Genomic DNA, 16,329 nt, shown 5'->3' with positions numbered 1-16,329 from the left:
TCGGCGTGGCCCGGGCAGTCAACGTGGGCGTAGTGACGGCTCTCGGATTCGTATTCGACGTGCGCGGTCGAGATCGTGATGCCGCGCGCCTTCTCTTCCGGCGCGGCGTCGATCGAGGAGTAGTCCTTGAACTCGCCACCGAAACGCTCGGCACCGATCTTGGTCAGCGCGGCGGTCAGCGTGGTCTTGCCATGGTCGACGTGGCCGATGGTGCCGACGTTGACGTGCGGCTTGGTACGTTCGAACTTACCCTTGGACATGGCGGCTTCTTCTCGGTAACAGGTTGGTTATGGCGCTTTGAGCAAGATGGTGCTCACGAAAGGAATCGAACCTTCGACCTCCTCCTTACCAAGGAGGTGCTCTACCGACTGAGCTACGTGAGCGAGTTTTGTATTATGGCATGTTTTCAATTTCGTTCAATGGAGCGGGAGACGGGAATCGAACCCGCACCATCAGCTTGGAAGGCTGAGGTTCTACCATTGAACTACTCCCGCACCGGGAACAACGCCACAACATGAAACTGGTGGAGGGAGGTGGATTCGAACCACCGAAGGCGTAAGCCAGCAGATTTACAGTCTGCCCCCGTTGGCCGCTTGGGTATCCCTCCGCTCCACCCCTTTTTGATGACCTTGGCCTAACCGGTCAGGGGTGGGAGAGCCCGCTATTCTGGTGATGGCGCATGATGCTGTCAACAGAAATTTTTACATTCCGCGAAAATTCCGCTCCTGGCATCCACGCCCCTTCACTCGCCGGGCATCTTCAGCTTTTCGTCGGCGAAGATCGCCACGTGCGGCACGCCGTCGGCGCCGATCCAGCCGCGGTACATGCCTTCGGTATTGAACGGCGTGGCCGCCTTGCCGTCGGCCGCCAGCACGATCGCCCCGCCGTCGCCCCCAAGCTCGGGCAGACGCTTGACGATGACCTCGTTGCCGGCCTGCGCCGGGGTTTCGCCGAGATATTTCATGCGCGAGCAGATTTCGTGGGCCGCGGCCAGGCGGATGTAGAACTCGCCCCAGCCGGTGCCCGACACCGCGCAGTTGTCGCTGGCATAGGTGCCGGCGCCGATGATCGGCGAATCGCCCACACGCCCGTAACGCTTGTTGGTCATGCCGCCGGTGGAAGTGCCGGCGGCCAGCTTGCCCTGCGCATCCAGCGCGACCGCGCCGACGGTACCGAAGTGCTTGGCCGTCTCCAGGTCGGCATGCGCCTGCCCGGCTGTTTCTTCCTTCAAGGCGCGCTGCAGCTGCTGCCAGCGCTTCTCGGTGCGGAAATACGAAGGATCGACCTGCTCGATCTTCTGTTCGGCGGCGAACATCTCCGCCCCCTGCCCGATCATCATCACGTGCGGCGAATGCTCCATCACCGCCCTGGCCAGCAGGATCGGGTTCTTGATCGTGTGCACACCCGCCACGGCGCCAGCGCGCAGTGTGGCGCCATCCATCAGCGAGGCATCGAGCTCGTTCTTGCCGTCATGGGTGAAGACCGCGCCGCGCCCGGCATTGAAGGTCGGATCGTTCTCCAGCACGGTGATCGCGGCGGTCACCGCATCCATCGCCGGCTTGCCGGCCGCAAGCGCCTCGTGCCCCTTGCGCAGGGCGGCTTCCAGCGCCGCACGCGCGGCGCGCACCTCTTCCGGATTGAGATCCTGGCGCTCCACGCCGGCCCCGCCGTGGATCACGAGCAGGGGCGAGGCAGGCGCCGCCACGGCCGCCGCGGAAGACAACGACGCCAGGCCCAGCAATACCGCGGAAGTCAGCTTCATGTTTCTTCACTCTGGAAAGGTGCCCGATTCTAGGCACGCCATCGCCGGTCTGAACAGACACCGCCGGTGCAGACTCCCGCATCAGCGCCCCGAAAGCGGAAAGGGGCCGAAGCCCCTTTCGCATCTGCACTCACCCGCCGCCGAATCAGTCCGGCTGGAGCTCCAGTTCGCCGTCCACCACGCTGGCCATGGCGGTGAATGCCGGATTGTCGACCGTGAACCCATCCAGGTGCAGGCGGCTGCCCGCCCCCACCCCGGTCACCGGAATGGAACTGAATTCCAGCGACTCGCCGCTGCTCAGGCGGTCAGCGGTGCGGTGCGGCATCACCAGCCAGGCATAGCCGTCGTCGAGCGAGTAGACGCGGCCACGGCCATCCGCTTCAACGCACAGCGCGGTGTCTTCATCCACGCCGATGCCGACGATGTCGTCCTGGCCCTTCTCCTGGGCCGCGCGCGCGACGAACACGATCAGCCGCCCCAGGCGCTCGCGCTTGGCGAAGTGGGTGTCGGTGACCACATTGGAGAGATACGGCATGGTCAGGAAATCCTGGTCCATCGTGACCTTGCTGCCCATCGGATCACTCAACGCCGCCGGCGAGTTGACGCTGCCGCCATCCAAGGCGCCATAGCTGTAGCCACCGAGGATCGCGAGACCGGCGCTCGTGCCGCCGATCGGCTTGCCCGCCGCGACATGCTCGTTGAGCGCCTGGTTCAGCTCGGTCCCCTTCCAGAAGCGGATGTAGCGGGACTGGTCGCCACCGGCGATGAAGATCGCGTCGGCCCCGCGCACGACCCGCAGCACGGCCGGGTCGTCGGCCGCCTTGCGGCTGTCGAACACCAGGGTCTGCACCGAGGTGACCCCGCCGATGTCGTGATACAGCTCGTTCTGCAGATTGTCGTCGCCGGAGGCGCGCAGGATCACCACGCGGCCGTTGCCCGCACGCTCGACCCACCAGTGGAAGGCCTCGGGAACCCAGTCGCCGCCGCCCATCAGCATCATCGCCGCCTGGGTCTGGCCCGGACGCGCGGCATCGAGATCCCCCACTTCGTAGTAGCGATAGCCCGGATCCGACAGCCCCCTGCCGCCCGCGGCAACCGCGCCCCCCGCCATGCCGAGCGCCACCAGCACCAGGGCCAACCGCCCGCATCGGGAAACCATCCGCTTCATACCGCTCTCCAGAACATCATGTAATCGCTTCCATGCCGTAATGCCAGACTTTCCGGCAGTGGTCAAGCGTGTAAAAAAGGTGTTAGATGATCGCGCCCCATTCACGTTTTGTTGGGGCTCCCGGCGCCTGCGTGGGCCGGCCAGACACTTTCCGGAACACTTTCAGCAGAGAACTGATTCATGCGCAGACACGCAATGGTGTGTTCGATCCAGTTGGCCCTGCTTGGCATGGCCGTCCCCGCAATGGCCTTGGCCCAGAACACCGACAACGATCAAACCAAGCAACTGGATACCGTGCAGGTCACCGGCTCGCGCATCCCGCGCGCGCAGGTGGAAGGACCGGCGCCGGTCACGGTGGTCAACGCCGAGCAGATCAAGGCGGCCGGTTTCACCTCGGTCCCGGATGTGCTGCGCTCTCTCAGCCAGAACAATGGCTATACGCAGGGCCAGCAGAACACCACGGGCGCACAGTCGACCCCCGGCGCACAGGCGGTCGACCTGCGCGGCCTCGGCCCCAACCACACCCTGGTGCTGATCAACGGCCGCCGTATCGCCGACTTCCCGCTGCCGCTCAACGGCAAGAGCAACTTCACCGACATCGGCAACATCCCGCTGGGCATGATCGACCGCATCGAAGTGCTGACCGGCAGTGCCTCGGCGGTCTATGGCTCCGACGCGATGGCCGGCGTGATCAACTTCATCCTCAAGAAGTCCACCGACGGCACCACCATCGACTACCGCTACGGCGACACCAGCCGCGGCGGCGGCGAGTCGCATGACCTGACCCTGACCACCGGCTTCGAGCACGGCAACTTCAGCGGCATCGTCGGCGTCGAGCTGATGGACAAACACCCGGTATGGGGCACCCAGCGCAAGGTGCAGGATTCCACCCTCGACGGCCCGACCTCGCGCAGCCGGCTGCCGTCCCTGGTCGCCCGCCGCTATGACGTCGACGACGACGTCGCGCTGGATCCGGAAGGCGACTGCGCCGCGCTGGCGGGCACGAACAGCGGCACCACCCATCTGGCCTCGGACCGCTACGGCGAGCCCTATTGCGGCAGCGAGCGCGTCACCGCCCAGCGCACCATCAACAACCAGCGCAAGGGCGCGACCGCCTACGGCTCGTTCGAATATCGTTTCGACGACAATCTGTCCTGGTTCGCCGACGTCCAGCTCGGCCGCCAGGAAGTCAAGCTGATGACCGGCAACGGCAGCCCCACGGCGGTCAGCGACAACATGGGCTGGGAATTCCACGACCCGGCCTCGACCGACAACAACGACAAGGTGTTCTACAACGCCGGCACCGGCCACTACGAGATCTGGCAGCGGCAGTTCAGCCCCGAGGAAGTCGGCGGGCTGAAGAACCGCATGAACAGCACCACCCAGAAGACGCTGGCGGCGACCACCGGCCTGAAGGGCATGTTCGGCGACAACTGGAACTGGGAAGCCGCGTACAACCATTCCCAGTACAAGGCCGATGTGAAGATGCCGCGCATCAAGGCCGCCGCCGCCAACCGGCTGTTCCTGGGCGAGCGGCTGGGCTACGACGATGACGGCTATGCGATCTACAACCCGGATCCGGCGCGCCTGTTCAAGCCGCTGACGCCGGCCGAGTTCGCCTCCATCGCGGCGATGTCCACCTTCCGCCCCGAAGCCAAGAACGACAACGTCAGCTTCACCGCCGACACCCCGGCGCTGTTCTCGCTGCCGGCCGGCGACGTCGGCTTCGCCGGCGTGGTCGAGTATGGCCGCCAGTCCTACGCCATCCACCCCGATCCGCTGGCGCTGACTGCCGATGCTTACTACGGCCCGCAGTACGGCGATGGCAGCGGCAGCCGCAACCGCTGGAGCGCCGCGGGCGAACTGCGCGTGCCGGTGGCGTCCAGCCTGCAGGCCAGCCTGGCCGGCCGCTACGACCGCTACAGCTTCGGCAACAGGCATCCGGGCAAATTCACCTACAGTGCCGGCCTGGAATGGCGTCCGTTCGACACCCTGCTGGTGCGCAGCTCCTATGGCACCGGCTTCCGCGCGCCGGACATGCACTACCTGTTCGCCGGCGACGACTACTACCGCAAGGTCTCGACGGATTACTACCAGTGCCGCCAGGACGAGCCGGGCTTCAGCAACGGCGAGTGCTGGGACGACGGCAGCTGGGATACCAACACGCTCGACATCTACGCCGGCAACCGGAACCTGGACGTGGAGACCAGCAAGTCGTTCACGGCTGGCTTCGTGTGGTCGCCCATCGCCAACTTCGACCTGGCGGTGGACTACTACAAGATCAAGGTGATGAACCAGGTGCAGTCGCAGGACCGCGAAATCCTGCGCATCACCGAAGCCAACTGCCGCCTGGGCAAGACCGACACCGGTGCGACCGTCGATCCCAGCTCGCCGACCTGCGTGGACGCGATGGCACGGGTGATCCGCAACAGCAATGGCGACATCACCAGCGTCCATTTCGCGCCGATCAACATCGCCCGCGAAGAAACCTCCGGCATCGACGTGACCGCGAACTACCGGCTGCAGACCGCGGCGGCCGGCGATTTCAACTTCACGGGCACCTACACCTGGGCCCATCGCCACACCCGCCAGCAGTACCCGGGCGATCCGACCGAGGACATGCTGTCCGTCTCCTTCAGCGACACCACGCTGCCGCGGGTCAAGTCCAACATGGGCGTGACCTGGGACAAGGGTGCATGGGGCGCCAGCCTGTTCGGCGACTACCTGGGCCGCGTTGCCAACTACGACAACGACGCCTGGACCGAAGCCACCTGGCGCTTCAACGCCGGCGCGCGCTACGACATCAACGACCACCTGCGGGTGTCGCTGTCGGTCAACAACCTGTTCGACAAGATGCCGCCGCGCGATGCGACCTGGGCCGCGTACCCGTACTACAACACCTCGTGGTTCGACGCGATCGGCCGCAGCTACTTCGTGCAGGTCACCTGGAAGCTGGGGGGCAAGCCACTGTAAGAAGCGGATCGCCCGTCGCTGCAACAACAAGGCCCGCGATGCGGGCCTTGTTGTTTCCGGAGGACCGGCTGGATCCATCGATGCCACCCTGCACCTCCCCGTGATTCTCCACAGCGCATGTGCAGAAGGCAGGGAAAAGCCTGTGGAAAACTCCCGCGCACGACGGCGCTGCAAGGGCTCCGCCCGAGCTGTCGAATTTTTGGCCAGTCGCGGCGTGGCGACGCTCCCCGCTCGCCAGATACGCAAAGGCCCCGCATTGCGGGGCCTCGCGCTTCCAGCATTGCGCCGGGAATCAGACGTTGAAGCGGAAGTGCAGCACATCGCCTTCCTTGACGATGTAGTCCTTGCCTTCCAGGCGCAGGCGGCCCGCTTCCTTGGCGCCCTGCTCGCCCTTGAGGTTGATGAAGTCGTCGTAGCCGATGGTCTCGGCGCGGATGAAGCCGCGCTCGAAATCGGTATGGATCACGCCCGCCGCCTGCGGCGCGGTGGAACCGGCGCGCAGCTGCCACGCACGGACCTCCTTCACGCCCGCAGTGAAGTAGGTCTGCAGGCCCAGCAGCTTGTAGCCGGCGCGGATCACCCGGTTCAGGCCCGGCTCTTCCAGGCCGAGGTCCTTGAGGAACTCGTCGCGGTCGGCGTCGTCCAGCTGCGCCAGCTCTTCCTCGATCGCCGCGCACACCGGCACCACTTCGGCACCTTCGGCCTCGGCGCGGGCGCGTACCGCATCCAGGTGCGGGTTGTTCTCGAAGCCGTCCTCGGCGACGTTGGCGATGTACATCAGCGGCTTGAGCGTGATCAGGAACATGTCGCGGACCAGCGCCTTCTCTTCCGCGTCGAGGCCGGCCGAGCGCGCCGAGCGGCCCTGGTCGAGCGCGGCGGCGAGCTTCTCCAGCACCGGCTTGCGCGCCAGCGCGTCCTTGTCGCTGGCCTTGGCCGCGCGGTTGGCGCGGTCCAGCGCCTTCAGCACCGACTCGAGATCAGCCAGCGCCAGCTCGGTATCGATGGTTTCGATGTCGGCGATCGGGTCGACCTTGTTGGCGACGTGGATGACATTGCCGTCCTCGAAGCAGCGCACGACGTGGGCGACGGCGTCGGTCTCGCGGATGTGGGCCAGGAACTTGTTGCCCAGGCCCTCGCCCTTGGACGCACCGGCGACCAGGCCGGCGATGTCGACGAACTCCATCGTGGTCGGGATCACCCGCTCCGGCTTGACGATCACCGCCAGCGCATCGAGCCGCGGATCGGGCACGGGCACGATGCCGGTGTTCGGCTCGATCGTGCAGAACGGGAAATTGGCCGCGGCGATGCCCGCCTTGGTCAGCGCATTGAACAGGGTCGACTTGCCGACGTTGGGCAGGCCGACGATGCCGCATTTGATACCCATGCAACAAACTCCAGGATTCGGGATTCCGGCCTGCGCTCTCCGGTGGCGTCGCCGCCCGCGAAAGCGCAGGCCGCAATCACGGCTTGCCCGTGTGCAGCCGCTTCATGGCCTCGTTGAAATCGCCGCCTACCGCCAGCGGCAGCACATCGATGGCGTCGTCGATGGCGCGCGAGATCAGCACTTCGTCATCCTTCGACGGGCGACCCAGCACCCATGGCACCACGCGGTCCTTGTGGCCGGGATGGCCGATGCCGATGCGCAGGCGGTGGAACCTGCCATGCCCGAGCAGGCGGATGGTGTCGCGCAGGCCGTTCTGGCCGCCATGGCCGCCATCGAACTTCAGGCGCGCCGTACCCGGCGGCAGGTCCAGTTCGTCGTGCGCGAGCAGGGTCTGTTCCGGCTCGATCTTCCAGAACCGCTGCGCGGCGGTGACCGACTTGCCGGACAGATTCATGAAGGTGGCCGGCTTGAGCAGCCATACCGGCTGGCCGCCGATGTCGGCCTTGGCCACTTCGCCGAACAGCTTGCCTTCGAGCGTCCAGCGCGCGCCCGCCCGCTCGGCCAGGGCCTCAACGAAATGAAACCCGGCATTGTGCCGGGTCCGGGCGTGTTCGGTTCCGGGATTGCCCAGACCGACGATCAATCGCAAGCCAGTCATGCGTCCACCGTTGGCTGCGTCCGCCCGGTGCGGGCGGACGCAACCGGCCGATTACTCGGCGGCTTCCTCGGCGGCGCTCGGTGCCTTGGCGATGACGACGGCATCGTCGTGGTCCTTGCCCAGCTTCAGCGCCGGGATTTCCACGCCCGCCGGCAGCTTGATCTGCGACAGGTAGATGATGTCGCCGGCGGTCAGGGCGGCCAGGTCGACTTCGATCGACTGCGGCAGGTCCTTCGGCAGGCAGGCGATGTGCACTTCCTTCAGCTCGTGGGTGACCAGCACATCGGCGGTCTTGCCGGCCGGGGAGATCTCCTCGTTGATGAAGTGCAGCGGCACGGTGGCGTTGAGCACCTCATTCTCGTTCACGCGCTGGAAGTCCAGGTGCATGACCAGCTGCTTGTACGGGTGACGCTGCATGTCGCGCAGCAGCACCTTGTAGATGCTGCCGTCGAGGTTCAGGTCGATGATCGAGGAGTAGAACCACTCGTTCTGCTGGGCCAGCCAGATTTCGTTGTGGTTGAATTCGACCATCGCCGGCTCGCGGTCACCGCCGTAGACGATGCCCGGGACCACACCGGCGTGACGCAGGCGGCGGCTCGCACCCTTGCCCTGCACGTCGCGACGGGCGACCTTGATTTCGTGGGACTTTGCCATTGTTGACTACTCTTGGTTGTTGCACCGCGGACGGTGCGTGGTGAAGACATTCCCGCGACCAGGAATGCCGTTGTCGGTCCCGGCGACATGCCGGGAACCGGGGTTCATCAATCCACGTACATCGAGCTGACCGACTCGCCGAAGGCGATGCGGCGCATCGTCTCGGCCAGCATCTCGGCCACGCTGATCTGGCGGATCTTGGTGCAGACACGGGCCACGTCGGACAACGGGATCGTGTCGGTCACCACCAGCTCGTCGAGCTGGGAATTGTTCAGGTTGTCCACCGCCGGGCCCGAGAGCACGGCGTGGGTGCAGTACGCGGCGACCTTCACCGCGCCACGCGCCTTCAGCGCGGCGGCAGCGGCGCACAGGGTACCGGCGGTGTCGACGATATCGTCGACCATCACGCAGGTCTTGCCCTCGACGTCGCCGATGATGTTCATCACCGTGGCGACGTTGGCGCGCGGACGGCGCTTGTCGATGATCGCCAGGTCGGCATCGTCCAGGCGCTTGGCCACCGCACGGGCGCGCACCACGCCGCCGACGTCCGGGCTGACCACGATCAGGTTGTCGGTGCCGTAGGCGCGCCAGATGTCGGCCAGCAGCAGCGGCGAGGCATACACGTTGTCCACGGGCATGTCGAAGAAGCCCTGGATCTGGTCGGCGTGCAGGTCGACCGTGAGGATCTGGTCGGTGTGCACGGCCGAGAACATCTTGGCGGCGACCTTGGCGGTGATCGGCACGCGCGAGGAACGCATGCGGCGATCCTGGCGGGCGTAGCCGAAGTACGGCACCACAGCGGTGACGGAGGCGGCGCTCGCGCGCTTGAGCGCGTCGATGATCACCAGCAGCTCCATCAGGTTCTCCGCGCTCGGCGCGCAGGTCGGCTGCACCACGAACACGTCCTGCTTGCGCACGTTCTCCTGGATCTCGACCTGCACCTCGCCGTCGGAGAACTTGGAGACCAGCGCCTTGCCCGGCTGCACGCCCAGCTCCTTGCAGATGCTCTGCGCAAGGTGTTTGTTGGCGTTGCCGGAAAAAACCAGCAGGTTCTGGGCATCTTGCATGTCGGCTTTCTCGGGCGGCGGCGAAAGAGCGGGAGTGGGGTCACGCAAAACCCGGCCAACGCCGGGCTTTTCCTTGGATCACCGCACAGGCGAAGTGCGGGTTCGCGAGAAGACTCGCGTGAGTGGCAGGGGCGGTAGGATTCGAACCTACGAATGCCAGGATCAAAACCTGGTGCCTTGGGCCTCTTGGCGACGCCCCTGCATCAATCACTGCATTGTTTCCAGCGCCTTGAGCAGCGGCGAGCGCGCGGCGCCCGCAACCACCCAGGCCCGCAGCTGTTCCGGCAATTCCGCCATGGCCTGCTCTGCGGCAGCACGCGTGGCGAACTCGACGAAACAACCGCTTCCCGACCCCGTGAGCCGCGCCCGGCCGACGCGCGAAAGCGCCTGGAACACCGCTTCGACAGCGGGTTCCCGGCATCGCAGCACCGGCTCGAACGCATTTCCGAGGACGGTCCCGGAAGCGAAGTCCGCTATTTTCGCGGGCGCGGCATCCCGCGTCAAATCCGGGGAACGGAACAGGTCGGCGGTGGGCACATGTACTCCCGGATCCACCAGCAGATACCAGGCCGGCGGCAGGTCCAGCGGCGCCAACCGCTCGCCCACGCCTTCGGCCCAGGCGTTGCGCCCGCGCACGAACACCGGCACGTCGGCGCCCAGGCGCAGAGCCAGCGCCGCCAGCGCATCCTCGTCCAGACCGGTATTCCATAGCGCATTCAGCACGACCAGCACGGTCGCCGCGTCAGACGAGCCGCCTCCGAAGCCACCACCAGCCGGAATGTGCTTTTCGACGCGGATATCAACACCTTTTGCGCAATTTGTCGCATTTTTCAGTGATATCGCAGCACGAACCACAAGGTCGTCGGCTTCGGCCACCCCAGGAACGGAGGGCCCTTCGCGGCGGATCCGGCCATCGTCACGCAAGTGCAGGCCGATGCGGTCGCCCCAGTCCAGCAGGCGGAACACGGTCTGCAGCTCGTGATAGCCGTCCGGGCGCCGGCCGGTGATGTGCAAAAACAGGTTCAGCTTGGCCGGCGCCGGCCAGTACGACCAGCCGGCCGCGTCCACGACGGTGTTCATTGCCCGCCCATGCTCCATTCATCGACGATCAGCCGTACCTTGGCATCGCCGTTGACCGCCTCGATGCGGCGTGGCAGGGCCGGACGACCCTCGTCCTGTGGATACCAGTCCAGGTAGTCGATCCGCCACCCGTCCTGCTCCAGGACCCGGGGCAGCCCTTCGACGTCATAGCCCTGATGGGCCGGTGCGGCCGCACCGGAGGCCGGCATGCCGCGCACCCATGCGGCCAGTTGTTCCACCGGAATGTCCCAGCCGGTGGCCTGCAGCAGCAGCTGCCCGGCATCCGCGCCGCTGCGCGGCCCGCCTTCCAGTCCATCCAGACGCACCGGCTGCCCGGCGCCACCGCTCAACTGCCAGCTCTGCCGCGTCACCGGCGCGGCCAGGCCGACCTGGTAGGCCCCGCCCCGCTGCTGCCAGTCGATGCGGCCATTGCCACCATTGCGACCCTTGCTGATGGCGACCCGGCCCTGGAACGACCACGCCGGCAAGGTATCCAGCACGGCCAGCCGCGCCGTTTCGAGGGCCGGCTCCACGGTCGTATGCACCTGTGCGGCCGGCGGTGCCTGCCGCGTCGCCATGGAACCGCACCCCACCAGCGCGCCGGCCAGCAGCAACGCCGCCATCCACCGCCACATCGTCGCCGTCATACGCCGAGCGCCTCGCTCGCACGCTGCAGCGCGCGGTTGTCCGGTTCCAGCCTGCGCGCCTCGTCGAAGAAGCGCTGCGCCTCCTCCCTCTGCCCGAGCATCCACAGCACCTCGCCGACATGCACGGCGATTTCCGGGTCCTTGTTCAGGCTCCAGGCGCGGCGCAGCTGCACCAGCGCCTCCTCATTGCGGCCCAGCCGGTACAGCACCCAGCCGTAGCTGTCGACGATGGCGGCATTGTCCGGCTCGGCCACGCGGGCGCGGTCGATCAGTTCCAGCGCTTCCTGGTAGCGCCGCGTGCGGTCGGCCAGGGTGTAGCCCAGCGCGTTGAGCGCGGCCACGTTTTCCGGCTCGGCGACCAGGATCTTGCGCAGGTCGGCCTCGGCACGCGGAATATCGTCGCGTCGCTCCCAGGCCAGCGCGCGCGCATAGAGCAGCGCGCTGTCGTCCGGGTAGGCGGCCAGGCCGCGGGTCAGGATGTCGACCTCGGCCTCGTCGCGCTGGTCGCGCTGCTGCAGCTCGGCCTCCAGCAGGTAGGCGTCGCGGCGCACGTCATCGTCCACCGAGGCATCGGCCTGGATGGCATGGACCTCGTCGGCCGCCTGCGCCTTCTCGCCCAGTTCGTACAGGGCATTGACCGCACGCAACCGCGCCTCGCTGCGCTGTGGGCCGCCGGGCACGCCGTAGTACCAGCCCACCGCTTCGCGGTAGCGCTTGAGGTATTCGGCGATCCGCCCCAGCAGCAGGCGCTGGTCCGGGTCGGGCTTGCCGGCCTTGGCCGAGATGTCCTGGTAGAGCGCCAGCAGCCCCGCGTCGTCCTTCTGCTTGGCCAGCAGCGAGGCGCGCATGCCCCAGGTCTGCACGTTCTGCTCGCCGATGGAGAGCACCTGCTCGGCGGCATTCGGCTCGCCGAATGCGTCGTAGGCGAAGGCCAGCGCGTTGCGCAGTTCTTCATCGCCCGCGGCCTTGGGCTCGACGCCCTTCAACAGCGCCAGCGCCTCGTCCTTCTTGCCAGCCTGGTTGAGCTGGGAGGCATGCAGCAGGGCCACCCGCGGTTCATCGGGGAAGCGCTTGACCACCTCGCCGACCATGCGCCGCGCCAGCTCCGGGCGCTCCATGCGCAGCGCCAGGCGGCCGAACTCCTGCCAGGCCTCCAGATCGTCGGGGATCGCACCGGCATCGACCAGTTCGTCCAGCACCTTCGCCGGCGCAGCCGGATCGCGGCCACCGGTAGCCAGCGCCAGCACGGCATAGCGCCAGGCCCGCGGCTCACGCGAACGCAGCACCGCCAGCAGCTCCTTGCGGGCCAGCCGGGTGTCGCCCTGGCGCAGCGCCAGCGAGGCGCGGGTGCCGCGTACCGCCAGCGAACCCGGGTCGCGCTGCGCCCACAGCGCCAGGGCCTCGGCGGCGCTGGCCTCGTCGTCGGCCAGCATGGCGATGCGGGTGGCCCGCTCGGCCAGACCGACGTCGCCGGCGCCTTCGCGCGCGGCCTGCAGATACCAGTGCGCGGCATCGGCCAGCTTGCCTGCCTGGAGGGAGAACTCCCCGGCCAGCACCGGCGTCAGCGACGCGGCCGCGGCCCGCTCCGCCGGCTGCGGCGAGGCCGCCAGCAGGGGCGAGGACGACAGGAAAAGCAGCAGGACGCTGCATGTGCGATTGAGCCGGGTTGGTCTGGAAATGGGCATCTGCGGCAATCGGGCCGTAAAATGGCGGCCATCAACAGCCAGCAGCTTATCGCAAGCAACTGAACAGAATGACCCTGTGGGTGCTCGGACTGAACCATCAGACCGCGCCGGTGGAACTGCGCGAACGCGCGGCCTTCGGCGGCGACGCGCTGTCGCGCGCGATGGCCTCGCTGCGCCAGTCGCCGCAGCTGGCCGAAGCCGTGCTGCTGTCCACCTGCAACCGCACCGAACTGTATGCCGTGGCCGAGGACAGCCAGCATCTTTCGCGCTGGCTGGAAAGCCATGCCGGCGACCTGCAGGGTTATCTGTACGAGCACCGCGACGACGACGCCGTGCGCCATCTGTTCCGCGTCGCCACCGGCCTGGATTCGATGGTGCTGGGCGAACCGCAGATCCTGGGCCAGGTGAAGGACGCCTGGTCGCTTGCGCACGACAGCGGCGCGATCGGCAACCATCTGGACCGGCTGTTCCAGCAGACCTTCTCGGTGGCCAAGCGTGCCCGCACCGACACCCGCGTCGGCGCCAATCCCATCTCCGTGGCATCGACCGCGGTGCGGCTGGCGCAGGATTCGTTCGCGCGGCTGGACGACTCCACCGTGCTGCTGGTCGGCGCCGGCGAGACCATCGAACTGGCCGCCAGGCATCTGGGCGAAGCGCGGGTGAAGCGGCTGCTGATCGCCAACCGCACCCTCGCCCACGCGCAGGAACTGGCCAGCCGCCATGGCGGCGTGGCGCTGCCGCTGACCGAACTGGAACGCCACCTGGCCGAGGCCGACGTGGTGTTCTCGGCCACCGCCGCGCGCGAGCCGGTGATCCTGCAACGGCAGGTCGCCGCCGCGCTGCGCGCGCGCCGGCACAAGCCGATGCTGCTGTTCGACCTGGCAGTGCCGCGCGACATCGAGGCCGGCGTGGGCGAACTGGCCGACGCCTACCTCTACACGGTCGACGACATGGAGCGCGCCGTGGAGGAAAACCGCCGCAGCCGTCGCGAAGCCGCCGCCGAGGCCGAGACCATCATCGACCTGCAGGTCTCCCGCTACATGGAGAACCTGCGCGCCACCCATCTGCAGGCGCCGCTCAGGCAACTGCGCGCGTTCGGCGAGACCACCCGCGCCGAGCTGCTGGAAAAGGCCCGCCTGCAGCTGGCCAACGGCAAGTCCGCCGACGAGGTGCTCGAACAACTTGCCCACGGCCTGACCAACCGCCTGCTGCACCCCCCTACCGCCGCGCTGCGGCAGGCCGCGCTGGAAGGCGACGCCGACCTGACCCGCGCCGCCGAGCGCCTGTTCCCGGCGGTGCCGGGCTACCACCACCCGATTGCAAGAACCGATGACGCCGACCCTGCGCCGTAAGCTGCTGGCCCTGGCCGAGCGCCGCGAAGAACTGGAACGCCTGCTTGCCGACCCGCACGTGGTCGCCGACAACGCGCGCTTCCGCGACCATTCGCGCGAATTCGCCCAGCTCGAGCCGGTCGCCGCCACGCTGGCCGCCGAAACCCGCGCCCGCGACGACCTCGCCTCGGCCGAGGCGATGCGCGCCGACCCGGAACTGCGCGAGCTGGCCGAGGAGGAAATCGCCGCGGCGCAGGCGCGCCTGCAGGCGCTGGACGAGGAACTTGCCCTGCTGCTGGTGCCGAAGGACCCGCGCGACGAGGGCAACCTGTTCCTGGAAGTGCGCGCTGGCACCGGCGGCGACGAGGCGGCGATCTTTGCCGGCGACCTGTTCCGCATGTACGCCCGCTATGCCGAGCGCCAGGGCTGGAAAGTCGAGATCGAATCGGACAACCCCGGCGAGCATGGTGGCTACAAGGAAGTGGTGGCCCGCGTGGTCGGCCGCGGCGCGTACTCGAAGCTGAAGTTCGAATCCGGCACCCACCGCGTGCAGCGCGTGCCGGCCACCGAATCGCAGGGCCGCATCCATACCTCGGCCGCCACCGTGGCGATCATCCCCGAAGCCGACGAAGTGGAGGACATCGCCATCAACCCGGCCGACCTGAAGGTGGATACCTTCCGTTCCTCCGGCGCCGGCGGCCAGCACGTCAACAAGACCGAATCGGCCATCCGCATCACCCATGTGCCGTCCGGCGTAGTCGTCGAATGCCAGACCGAGCGCAGCCAGCACGCCAACCGCGACAAGGCGATGAAACGGCTGAAGGCGCAGCTGCTCGATGCCGAGCGCAGCAGGCAGGCCGCGGCGCAGGCCGAATCGCGGCGCCTGCAGGTCGGCAGCGGCGACCGCAGCCAGCGCATCCGTACCTACAACTTCCCGCAGGGCCGCATCACCGACCACCGCGTCGACGGCCTGACCCTGTACGACCTGCCCAACATCATCGAAGGCGATATGGACGCCCTGGTCGGGCGCCTGCAGCACGAGCACCAGGTGGACGAACTGGCGCGGTTGTCCGAAGGCAGCTGAACCCACCGGCTTCATCCACCGCGCCGGACAGGCGCGCAGCTGCCCCGCACATCACGCGATGATCAGGCCACGCCGCGGGCTGGCGTCGCTGCCTGCGCATGCGCCAGCGCACTGCCGAGCTTGGCCCATTCGCGCTGGTCCAGGTGCGGGCGCACCGCATCGAGCACGCTGATCATCACCGGCGCCGGCGCCGCGGCCTGCATGCCGGCCAGCAGCTCGGCGCGCTCCACCGGCGTCATCGCCGGGATCATCCAGCGCATCAGCTTCATGTTCTCGGCCGGCGCGATCGAGGCCACGATGCGTCCTTCCAGCACGCGCAGTTCCTCGTCGCTGTAGCACGACCACAGCACCTGGTTGTGCTCGGTTTCCTCGATATGCATGTGCAGGAAATTCTCCGCCACGAACAGCGCCAGCTGGCGGTACAGCCCCAGTGCGGCCGCGGCCTGCGCCGGCCCGCGGCTGGCCGCGCGCAGCCCTGCCACCGCCGTGCGCAGGCGTCCGATGGCCTCGATGTGCTCGACGTGCTCGGAGGCGATGCCGGCGCTGGAGCCAGGGCGGCGCGCCTCCATCGCCGGGTGCACGAAATCGTTCTCGTGCTGCAGGTGGCTGGTACAGATGTCGGTCAATTCCAGCACGCGCTCGCAGGCGACGTGCAGTTCAGGCGCGTCGTTCACGTCGGCGCGGCCGACCGCCTGCAGCGTGTCCATCATCAGGGCGCGCAGCGCCTTGTGGATGCCGGCGTAGATATCCATGCGGGACGCATTGGCGCGGGACGAAAAAAACTGGGCTTCGGACAGATGGGTCATGATGAGGTCTTCTCTGGAGGGTGGACGCGG

General features: G+C 67.4%; 14 protein-coding genes and 4 tRNA genes. 3 read left to right on the top strand and 15 right to left on the bottom strand.

Going from position 1 to position 16,329, the window contains the following annotated elements; translation table 11 throughout:
- The 6 genes from AC1DGW_RS15610 to AC1DGW_RS15585 all read right to left on the bottom strand — a co-directional run.
- Positions 1–260: GTP-binding protein (locus AC1DGW_RS15610; RefSeq protein WP_478024735.1), on the bottom strand; the 260-nt coding region annotated here is incomplete at its 3' end.
- Positions 261–307: 47 nt separating this feature from the next.
- A tRNA-Thr gene (locus AC1DGW_RS15605) sits at positions 308–383 on the bottom strand.
- Between the two features lie 37 nt (positions 384–420).
- Positions 421–494: transfer RNA gene (locus AC1DGW_RS15600), tRNA-Gly, on the bottom strand.
- Positions 495–521: 27 nt separating this feature from the next.
- Positions 522–607, bottom strand: a tRNA-Tyr gene (locus AC1DGW_RS15595).
- Positions 608–742: 135 nt separating this feature from the next.
- A complete protein-coding gene (locus AC1DGW_RS15590; protein WP_478024733.1) occupies positions 743–1,762 on the bottom strand; it encodes an isoaspartyl peptidase/L-asparaginase family protein in 1,020 nt (339 codons plus the stop codon).
- A gap of 145 nt (positions 1,763–1,907) precedes the next feature.
- On the bottom strand, positions 1,908–2,873 hold the full coding sequence (locus AC1DGW_RS15585; protein WP_478024751.1) for a cyanophycinase: 966 nt from the start codon (positions 2,871–2,873) through the stop codon (positions 1,908–1,910).
- Positions 2,874–3,110: 237 nt separating this feature from the next.
- Between AC1DGW_RS15585 and AC1DGW_RS15580 the strand changes: the two genes are divergently transcribed.
- Entirely contained in the window at positions 3,111–5,903 is a 2,793-nt protein-coding gene (locus AC1DGW_RS15580; RefSeq protein WP_478024731.1) for a TonB-dependent receptor, read from the top strand.
- Positions 5,904–6,195: 292 nt separating this feature from the next.
- Here the strand turns inward: AC1DGW_RS15580 and ychF are convergent, their stop codons facing one another.
- The 8 genes from ychF to AC1DGW_RS15540 all read right to left on the bottom strand — a co-directional run bounded on the left by ychF (position 6,196) and on the right by AC1DGW_RS15540 (position 13,078).
- Positions 6,196–7,287 (bottom strand): redox-regulated ATPase YchF, encoded by a 1,092-nt coding sequence (ychF, locus tag AC1DGW_RS15575; protein ID WP_478024729.1) that lies wholly within the window; start codon positions 7,285–7,287, stop codon positions 6,196–6,198.
- A gap of 76 nt (positions 7,288–7,363) precedes the next feature.
- Positions 7,364–7,945: an aminoacyl-tRNA hydrolase gene (gene pth / locus AC1DGW_RS15570; protein WP_478024727.1), complete on the bottom strand. Its 582-nt coding sequence runs from the start codon at positions 7,943–7,945 to the stop codon at positions 7,364–7,366.
- Between the two features lie 51 nt (positions 7,946–7,996).
- On the bottom strand, positions 7,997–8,599 hold the full coding sequence (locus AC1DGW_RS15565) for a 50S ribosomal protein L25/general stress protein Ctc (protein ID WP_478024725.1): 603 nt from the start codon (positions 8,597–8,599) through the stop codon (positions 7,997–7,999).
- Positions 8,600–8,706: 107 nt separating this feature from the next.
- Positions 8,707–9,666, bottom strand: coding sequence for a ribose-phosphate diphosphokinase (locus AC1DGW_RS15560; protein ID WP_153190512.1), 960 nt, complete (start codon positions 9,664–9,666; stop codon positions 8,707–8,709).
- A gap of 123 nt (positions 9,667–9,789) precedes the next feature.
- Positions 9,790–9,866: transfer RNA gene (locus AC1DGW_RS15555), tRNA-Gln, on the bottom strand.
- 7 nt (positions 9,867–9,873) lie between these two features.
- Complete coding sequence (gene ispE, locus AC1DGW_RS15550; protein WP_478024723.1) at positions 9,874–10,746, bottom strand: 4-(cytidine 5'-diphospho)-2-C-methyl-D-erythritol kinase; 873 nt, start codon at positions 10,744–10,746, stop codon at positions 9,874–9,876.
- The gene (gene lolB, locus AC1DGW_RS15545) at positions 10,743–11,393 is read right to left on the bottom strand and encodes a lipoprotein insertase outer membrane protein LolB (protein ID WP_478024721.1); all 651 of its coding nucleotides are present in this window, start codon (positions 11,391–11,393) and stop codon (positions 10,743–10,745) included. Before lolB ends, ispE begins: the two co-directional genes overlap by 4 nt.
- Complete coding sequence (locus AC1DGW_RS15540) at positions 11,390–13,078, bottom strand: tetratricopeptide repeat protein (protein ID WP_478024719.1); 1,689 nt, start codon at positions 13,076–13,078, stop codon at positions 11,390–11,392. Before AC1DGW_RS15540 ends, lolB begins: the two co-directional genes overlap by 4 nt.
- A 68-nt stretch (positions 13,079–13,146) precedes the next feature.
- Here AC1DGW_RS15540 and hemA point away from each other — a divergent pair, with 68 nt between their 5' ends.
- Both hemA and prfA read left to right on the top strand, forming a co-directional pair.
- Positions 13,147–14,430: a glutamyl-tRNA reductase gene (gene hemA, locus AC1DGW_RS15535; protein ID WP_478024717.1), complete on the top strand. Its 1,284-nt coding sequence runs from the start codon at positions 13,147–13,149 to the stop codon at positions 14,428–14,430.
- Positions 14,408–15,493 (top strand): peptide chain release factor 1, encoded by a 1,086-nt coding sequence (gene prfA, locus AC1DGW_RS15530; protein ID WP_478024715.1) that lies wholly within the window; start codon positions 14,408–14,410, stop codon positions 15,491–15,493. The genes hemA and prfA overlap by 23 nt, the downstream gene beginning before the upstream one ends.
- Positions 15,494–15,555: 62 nt before the next feature.
- Here prfA and AC1DGW_RS15525 read toward each other — a convergent pair whose 3' ends face one another.
- Complete coding sequence (locus tag AC1DGW_RS15525) at positions 15,556–16,299, bottom strand: hemerythrin domain-containing protein (RefSeq protein ID WP_478024713.1); 744 nt, start codon at positions 16,297–16,299, stop codon at positions 15,556–15,558.
- Positions 16,300–16,329: the final 30 nt, after the last annotated feature.

This window comes from Stenotrophomonas sp. 05N423, assembly GCF_056397145.1.
This window is presented reverse-complemented; position numbering and strand designations above follow the sequence as displayed.